The sequence below is a fragment of the Candidatus Nanopusillus massiliensis genome, from assembly GCF_920984865.1.
Window position 1 is genome coordinate 178,723 of the sequence record NZ_OV100765.1, and the last position, 379, is coordinate 179,101.

Annotated in this window: 1 protein-coding gene (cut by a window edge); it reads right to left on the reverse strand. The window is 19.9% G+C overall.

What is annotated here, in order from left to right; translation table 11 throughout:
- Nucleotides 1-203, reverse strand: the beginning of a protein-coding gene (locus tag LUA84_RS01280) for a class I tRNA ligase family protein (RefSeq protein WP_457913328.1). It extends 259 nt beyond the left edge of the window; 203 of the gene's 462 nt are visible here — the first part of the coding sequence; its start codon is at nt 201-203; its stop codon lies beyond the left edge, outside the window.
- Between the last annotated feature and the right edge of the window lie 176 nt (nt 204-379).

Below are 379 nucleotides of genomic sequence, written 5' to 3' on the forward strand. Positions count from 1 at the left end.
GGTACATTATTTACATATGGTAATGCTGATGTAATTAATACAATATCTTTACTTTCCATAAAATCATTGTTAATTATTATTTTTATAAATTCATGAAGATCTTCTATATCTTCTTTATTCTTTGATACGAAATTTGTATATATTTCAGAATAATGCCTAAATTTTATTATGTCATTCTTATATTTTGGTAAGTTTTTTATCATGAATTGTTTTATATCTTTTACAATATTTCCAATATATGCTTCAAATAAGCTTCTTATAACATCTCTTATAACTAAATATGCATTTTCATATTTTTTTATTTCACTAATATTATCTCTAAACCATTGATATAAATACTTANNNAACCTCTGGATTTTTTGATATATTTGTAAATAAT